The 1062-nt window shown below is 67.5% G+C and carries 1 protein-coding gene; it reads right to left on the reverse strand.

What is annotated here, in order from left to right:
• Window positions 1–1062, reverse strand: a 1062-nt coding sequence (tuf, locus tag ACFFIC_RS29970; RefSeq protein ID WP_377057277.1) for an elongation factor Tu, incomplete at both ends; no start/stop codon positions are given.

A 1062-nucleotide genomic window follows, 5' to 3' on the forward strand; every position in this document is an offset into this window, starting at 1 on the left:
CGCAGGCCCTCGTCCATGGCGATGGGGGCGATCAGCTCCACCGACATCGACACGTTGTCGCCGGGCATCACCATCTCCACGCCCTCGGGCAGCTGCACCACGCCCGTCACGTCCGTCGTGCGGAAGTAGAACTGCGGGCGGTAGTTGGTGAAGAACGGCGTGTGACGGCCACCCTCCTCCTTGGTCAGCACATAGGCCTCGGCCTTGAACTTGCTGTGCGGCTTGATCGAGTTCGGAGCCGCCAGAACCTGGCCGCGCTCCACGTCCTCGCGCTTGGTGCCGCGCAGCAGCGCGCCGATGTTGTCGCCGGCCATCCCGCTGTCCAGCAGCTTGCGGAACATCTCGACGCCCGTCACCGTGGTCTTCACGGTGTCCTTCAGGCCGACGATCTCGACCTCCTCGCCCACCTTGATGATCCCGCGCTCAACGCGCCCGGTCACCACCGTGCCGCGGCCGGAAATGGAGAACACGTCCTCCACCGGCATCAGGAACGGACGGTCCACCGCCCGCTCGGGCTGCGGAATGAAGGCGTCCACCGCCTCCATCAGCTTCAGGATCGCCTGCTCGCCCTGCTCGGGGCTCTTGTCCTCGAGTGCCATCAGCGCCGAGCCGTGGATGATCGGAATGTCGTCGCCCGGGAACTGGTAGGAGGACAGCAGCTCGCGAACCTCCATCTCGACCAGCTCCAGCAGGTCGGGGTCGGCCATGTCCACCTTGTTCAGGAACACGACCAGCGCGGGAACGCCGACCTGGCGCGCCAGCAGGATGTGCTCGCGCGTCTGCGGCATCGGGCCGTCGGCCGCCGACACCACCAGGATCGCGCCGTCCATCTGCGCCGCGCCCGTGATCATGTTCTTCACGTAGTCGGCGTGGCCGGGGCAGTCCACGTGGGCGTAGTGGCGGTTCGCCGTCTCGTATTCCACGTGCGCGGTCGAGATCGTGATGCCGCGCGCGCGCTCCTCGGGCGCCTTGTCGATCTGGTCGTACGCCGTGAACGACGCGCCGCCCGTCTTGGCCAGAACCTTCGTGATCGCCGCCGTCAGCGACGTCTTGCCGTGGTCC

This window comes from Muricoccus vinaceus (assembly GCF_042433125.1).
Taxonomy (GTDB): Bacteria; Pseudomonadota; Alphaproteobacteria; order Acetobacterales; family Acetobacteraceae; genus Roseomonas; species Roseomonas vinacea.